Annotated in this window: 5 protein-coding genes; 3 read left to right on the forward strand and 2 right to left on the reverse strand. The window is 73.9% G+C overall.

Annotation, left to right across the window (positions count from 1 at the left end; translation table 11 throughout):
* Positions 1 to 1,704, forward strand: a 1,704-nt coding sequence (locus tag AB4039_RS41130; RefSeq protein ID WP_442273195.1) for an amino acid transporter, incomplete at its 5' end; no start/stop codon positions are given.
* A 53-nt stretch (positions 1,705 to 1,757) separates the two neighbouring features.
* Here AB4039_RS41130 and lysA read toward each other — a convergent pair.
* Both lysA and AB4039_RS41140 read right to left on the reverse strand, forming a co-directional pair.
* A complete protein-coding gene (gene lysA, locus AB4039_RS41135; protein ID WP_442273196.1) occupies positions 1,758 to 3,113 on the reverse strand; it encodes a diaminopimelate decarboxylase in 1,356 nt (451 codons plus the stop codon).
* A 14-nt stretch (positions 3,114 to 3,127) separates the two neighbouring features.
* Positions 3,128 to 3,487 (reverse strand): SAV_915 family protein, encoded by a 360-nt coding sequence (locus AB4039_RS41140; RefSeq protein WP_266837378.1) that lies wholly within the window; start codon positions 3,485 to 3,487, stop codon positions 3,128 to 3,130.
* 466 nt (positions 3,488 to 3,953) lie between these two features.
* On the opposite strand from AB4039_RS41140, the gene AB4039_RS41145 reads away from it, so the two are divergent.
* Positions 3,954 to 4,139 carry a thiazolylpeptide-type bacteriocin gene (locus AB4039_RS41145; protein ID WP_100661066.1) on the forward strand — a complete coding sequence of 62 codons (186 nt, stop codon included), beginning with the start codon at positions 3,954 to 3,956 and terminating at the stop codon, positions 4,137 to 4,139.
* 129 nt (positions 4,140 to 4,268) lie between these two features.
* On the forward strand, positions 4,269 to 5,581 hold a 1,313-nt coding region (locus AB4039_RS41150; RefSeq protein ID WP_442273197.1), incomplete at its 3' end, for a lantibiotic dehydratase.

Genomic DNA, 5,581 nt, shown 5'->3' on the forward strand with positions numbered 1-5,581 from the left:
CTCACCCTGTTCGGTGCCCTGCCCGTCTACCGGCGGGTGGCCGAGGAGAGCCCGCACGGCGAGGGCTCCATCGCCATGCTGGAGCGGCTGCTCACGTTCTGGAAGGGGAAGCTGTTCGTCCTGACCCTGCTCGGGTTCGCGGCGACCGACTTCCTGATCACCATCACYCTCTCGGCCGCCGACGCGACCGCGCACCTGGTGGAGAACCCGCACCTCACGAGCACCCTGCACGGCCACGAGGTCCCGATCACCCTGCTCATGATCGCCCTGCTGGGCGCGGTGTTCCTGAAGGGGTTCAGCGAGGCCATCGGGGTGGCCGTGGTACTCGTCGCCACCTATCTCGGCCTGAACGTGGTCGTCGTGGCGGTCGGTCTGTGGCAGGTCGCCACCGAGCCGCACGTCGTCGCCGACTGGACGCAGGCCCTCACCGCCGAGCACGGCAACCCGTTCATGATGATCGCCATCGCGCTGGTCGTCTTCCCCAAGCTGGCCCTCGGCCTCTCCGGTTTCGAGACCGGCGTCGCGGTCATGCCGCACGTGCACGGCGACCCCGACGACACCGCGTCCCGGCCGGCCGGACGGATCCGCGGCACGAAGAAGCTGCTGACCACGGCCGCCGTGATCATGAGCGTCTTCCTGATCTGCTCCAGCTTCGTCACCACGCTGCTGATCCCCGCCGACGAGTTCAAGGCGGGCGGCGAGGCCAACGGCCGCGCGCTCGCCTACCTCGCCCACGAGCACCTCGGCTCCGCCTTCGGCACCGTCTACGACGTCTCGACCATCCTCATCCTGTGGTTCGCGGGCTCCTCCGCCATGGCGGGCCTGCTCAACCTGATGCCGCGCTACCTGCCCCGCTACGGCATGGCTCCGCACTGGGCCCGCGCCCTGCGCCCGATGGTCATCGTCTTCACCCTCATCGCCTTCCTGGTGACCTGGCTGTTCGACGCCGACGTCGACGCCCAGGGCGGCGCCTACGCCACCGGCGTGCTGGTGCTGATCACCTCGGCCGCCGTGGCCGTGACCATCGCCGCCAAGCGGGCGGGGGAGCGAGGCTGGACCATCGGCTTCGGGGTCATCTCCGCCGTCTTCGTCTACACCACCGCGGTGAACGTGGTGGAGCGGCCCGACGGCGTGAAGATCGGAGCCTGCTTCATCGCGGGCATCATGGCGCTCTCGCTGCTCTCCCGCCTCGCCCGGGTCTTCGAACTGCGCGTCACGCACGTGGAGCTCGACGACATGGCGCAGCGGTTCGTCCGGGACACCGCCAACCGGACGATACGTTTCATAGCGAACGAGCCCGACCGGCGGGACAAGGCCGAGTACCGGGACAAGGTCGAGCAGATCCGTGAGGACAACGACATCCCGCCGGGCGACGACGTGCTGTTCGTCGAGGTCACCGTCCTGGACCCGTCCGAGTTCGAATCCGGCCTGAGGGTCCGCGGCGAGGTGCTGCACGACCGCTACCGGGTCCTCACCCTGGAGAGCTCCACCGTCCCCAACGCCCTGGCCGCACTGCTCCTGCACGTGCGCGACGGGACGGGACAGCGCCCGCACATCTACTTCGAGTGGACCGAGGGCAACCCGATGGCCAACTTCCTCCGCTTCTTCCTCTTCGGACAGGGCGAGGTCGCCCCCGTCACCCGGGAGGTCATCCGCGCGGCCGAACCCGACCGGGCCCGCCGCCCCCACGTCCACGCCGGCTGACGTACGGCGCTCCGGGCGGCCGGCGCGACGCGGGGGCGGCGGTACGGGACCGCTCAGGCGCCGACGTCCCGGCCGCGGAAGTCCTCCAGGGTCTCGCGCCGGACCAGGAGGCGGGCCGCGCCCCCGTGGACCGCGACGACCGCCGGACGGCCGACGAGGTTGTATCCGGAGGCCATCGACAGCTGGTAGGCGCCCGCCACCGGGACGGCCAGGAGGTCCCCGGGGTGGACGTCGCCGGGCAGCGGCACCCCGGAGGCCAGTACGTCCCCCGCCTCGCAGTGCCGGCCGACGACGGTCGCCGCGCACGGGGCCGCCGTCGAGTGCCGGCCGATCAGGCGGGGGGCGTAGCGCACCCCGTACAGGGCGGGCCGGGGGTTGTCGCTCATGCCCCCGTCCACCGCGACGAACACCGTCGCGCCGGTCCGTTTGACGGCGAGCACCCGGTACAGGGCCACCCCGGCCGGACCGACGAGGGCCCGGCCGGGTTCGACGAGGAGGCGGGGGACGGCCAGCCGGGCGGCCGCGCAGCCCTCGGCGAGCCCGGCGCGCAGCCGCGCGGCCAGGGCGGCGACGTCGAGGACGGCCTCCCCGGGCCGGTAGGCGATGCCGTGGCCGCCGCCCATGTCCAGCTCCGGCAGGACGACCCCGTGCAGGTCCCGGATGTGAGCCAGCAGTCCGACCATCCGGCGCAGGGAGGTCACGTACGGCTTCGCCCCGGTGATCTGGGAGCCGATGTGGCAGTGCAGTCCGGTGAGTTCGAGCCGCGGCTGGCCGAGGATCCGGGCGACGGCGTGCTGTGCCGCCCCGTCGGTGAGCGACAGTCCGAACTTCTGGTCGTCCGTGCCGGTACGGATCTTGTCGTGGCCCCCGGCCGAGACGCCGGGCACCACCCGCACCATCACCCGCTGGCGCTCCCCGGGGCCGACGGCGGCGGCGATCCGGGCTATCTCGGACGCGCTGTCGATGACGATCCGCCCCACGCCGAGCCGCAGCGCCGCCTCCAGGTCGCGGGGCGACTTCGCGTTGCCGTGCAGCACGATCCGCTCGGGCGGGAACCCGGAGGTCACGGCCAGTTCCAGTTCCCCGGCCGAGCAGACGTCCAGGCCCAGACCCTCCTCCCGGACCCAGCGCACCATCGCCCGGGACAGGAACGCCTTCGCGGCGTACAGCACGTCGGCGTCGGGGAAGGCGTCGAGGTAGCTCCGGCAGCGTGCGCGGACCTCGCCCTCGTCCAGCACGTAGACCGGGGTGCCGAAGCGGTCGGCCAGTCCGGCCAGGGGCACCCCGCCGACCGCCACCCCGCCGTGCGGGAGCGGGGCGGTGGAGGCCGGCCAGACGGACAGGTCGTCGGCGTGGGCCGGGGGCGGGGTCGCGGGCGGGGTCGGGGTGGAGACGACGTCGGCGGTCATGGTCTGATCCCCCATCATGCGGTCCGGGCGGTTCCGGCGGCCCGCGTGAGCGGACCGGCGCCGGGGCCCCCGACCGGGGCCGCCGCGACCGGGGGAGCCGTCAGCGTGGGATCGACCGTCAGCAGGGTCACCCCGAGGGGTGCGGCCAGCGCGCGCAGGACGGGCTCGGAGAGCCGGATCCAGGCCTGCGCGGCGCCGAGCGTGACGGACAGCCGCTCCGGGGTGGTGAAGCCGACGGCGGTGCGCTCGCCCAGCGGCGTCCGGAACAGCCGCAGCACCGCGCTCTCGCCTCCCGGCCGGGCCGGCACGTACAGGGGCCCGGCCGGGACCCGTTCCTCGGGCTCGGGGTCGTCGTCGTACAGGAACAGGCACATGGGCCCTCCTCGGGGAACCACGGGTGGCGGGTGGGGCCCCGGACCGCGGGGAGGCGGTCCGGGGCTCGCCCTCGAAGTTATCCCCGAATTCCCTCCCGCTTCTCCCTCCCCTGATGGAGCCTTGACGGCGGGGGCCAGATTCCTGACGGGTTACTGACGCATTGCTGACGCACCCCTGATCGCATTCCGTTGAATGTTCTCCAAAGGCGTGTGAAATCCGCGGGTGGCTGAAATCAGTGTGGTTCTGAGCAGCTCAAATATATGTTTTCGGCCGCGCCCCAGGGGTGGTGGGAGGTGGATTCCGGAGGTGCTGGCATATTTCTCCGATGCTTGCCGTGGCGCGTTCTGGCTTGTAATACTTTTCCTGCGAAAGGCGGTTCCGGGCATCAGGAGAATTGCGGCCCGAGAACTGCTTTTTCGTTCCGTGCACATTCGGCCTATCGCTTCCAGCTCTCGGGAGACACCCATGTCCGACACCGCACCCGACGCCGCCTTCGACCTCCAGGACCTGGAGCTCGACCTCGGCGACCTCAGCGTCACCTCGATGCGCGACACCGCCGCACTGCCCGAAGGCGGTGCGTCCTGGGGTTCGTGTTCCTGCCAGGGCTCCTCCTCCTGCGCCCAGCCCCAGACGGACACCCCGACCGCCTGACCCGGTCGACCGCTGTCCTGAGCCCCACCGCCCACCGACCCCGAGCGTCCAGCCCGCCTCCCGCCTCCCGCCGCACCCCGGTGCGGCGGGAGGCCCGTACGCCACCACCGACAGGAACGGGGGAGCGCCATGCCGCAGGAACCTGCACGGTCACCGGAGCCCCGGCTCGCGGAGGCGCCCGCCGACCCCGAACGCCCGGCCGGCTACCGGGTGCGGTCCGCGCCGTACGCGCTGGTCCGCACCACCGTGCTCACCCACCCGCCCCAGGGGCCCGAAGCGGAGCACTTCCGGGCCCTGCTCGCCCGCCTGCACCGGACCGAAACGCGACTGCTGCGCACCACCGCACCCCTGTGCGACGACCTGCACGACAGCCGGGACGGCCACCCGGCCGAGTTCCACCGCGACGTCGTCCTGCCGCTGCGCCGCGCCCTGCACAACGGGCGCGAACCGCGCCCCGCGCTGCTGGCCCGCCTCGGCGACCTGCCCGAGCGGGTACCCCGCCTCGCCGACTGGACCGCCCTGCGGGCACGCCGCGAAGCCCTCCTCACCGAGCTCGGCGTCGTCGCCGGACCCGCCCTCGCCGCCGAACGCGAGGCCCTGGCGGCCCTGTGCCGCGAACCCGCCCTCGCCAAGGCCGTCGCCCTCACCAGTGCCGACCTCCTGCGCGCCGTACGCAGGGCGGCCGGCGGAGCGGCCGACCGCAAGGCCCGCAAGGAGGAGGCCACCGTGCTGCGCCACGCGCTGCGGGCCTGCACGAAGACCAGCCCGCTGTCCTGGTTCACGGCCGTCGGCTGGGGCGCCCTGCCCTCCGCGCAGGCCGGCCCCCGGTCGTCCTGGGGCGGGCCGCGGCTCCTCGACGGCCCCCTGCACGCGGTGGTCAAGCCCAACCGCACCCTGACGACGGCCCTCACCCTCGCCCTGCTGGACGCCCCGCACCGCCGGGCCGGCCTCCCGCACCGCATCACCAGCTCCGCGCGCACCACCGACGGCCGGGCGGCCTACTCCCGTGACCGGACCGCCTTCGCCGGAGGCCGCTACCTCGTGGCGCGCGAGGACGAGGCGGAGCTGCCGGCCGGCGGCCCCCTGGGCCTGGTCACCGAGCACGCCGCCACCCCGGTGCCCCTCGGGGACCTCGCCGAACGGCTGACCGGGGCCCTGCGGGAGGCGGATCCCGCCGCCGGCACCGCCGCAGAGGCCTACCTCGCCCGCCTGACGGAGGCGGGCCTGTTGGTGCCCGCCGACCCGGTCCCGCCCCAGAGCGCCGACCCGCTCCACGACATCGAGACCTGGCTGCGCCCCGGCGACCCGGCGGACCTCTCCGAGCCGGCCGGGCCCTCCGAGCCGGCCGGGCCCTCCGAGCCGGCCGGGCCCTCCGAGCCGGCCGGGCCCTCCGAGCCGGCCGGGCCCTCCGAGCCGGCCGGGCCCTCCGAGCCGGCCGGGCC

It is taken from the genome of Streptomyces sp. M-16 (genome assembly GCF_052114405.1).
Lineage (GTDB): Bacteria > Actinomycetota > Actinomycetes > Streptomycetales > Streptomycetaceae > Streptomyces.

Coding starts and splice junctions, on each gene's coding strand:
- AB4039_RS41140 (WP_266837378.1), bottom strand. CDS start 3,487: ATGTGCCTGTTCCTGTACGACGACGACCCCGAGCCCGAGGAACGGGTC.
- AB4039_RS41145 (WP_100661066.1), top strand. CDS start 3,954: ATGTCCGACACCGCACCCGACGCCGCCTTCGACCTCCAGGACCTGGAG.
- lysA (WP_442273196.1), bottom strand. CDS start 3,113: ATGACCGCCGACGTCGTCTCCACCCCGACCCCGCCCGCGACCCCGCCC.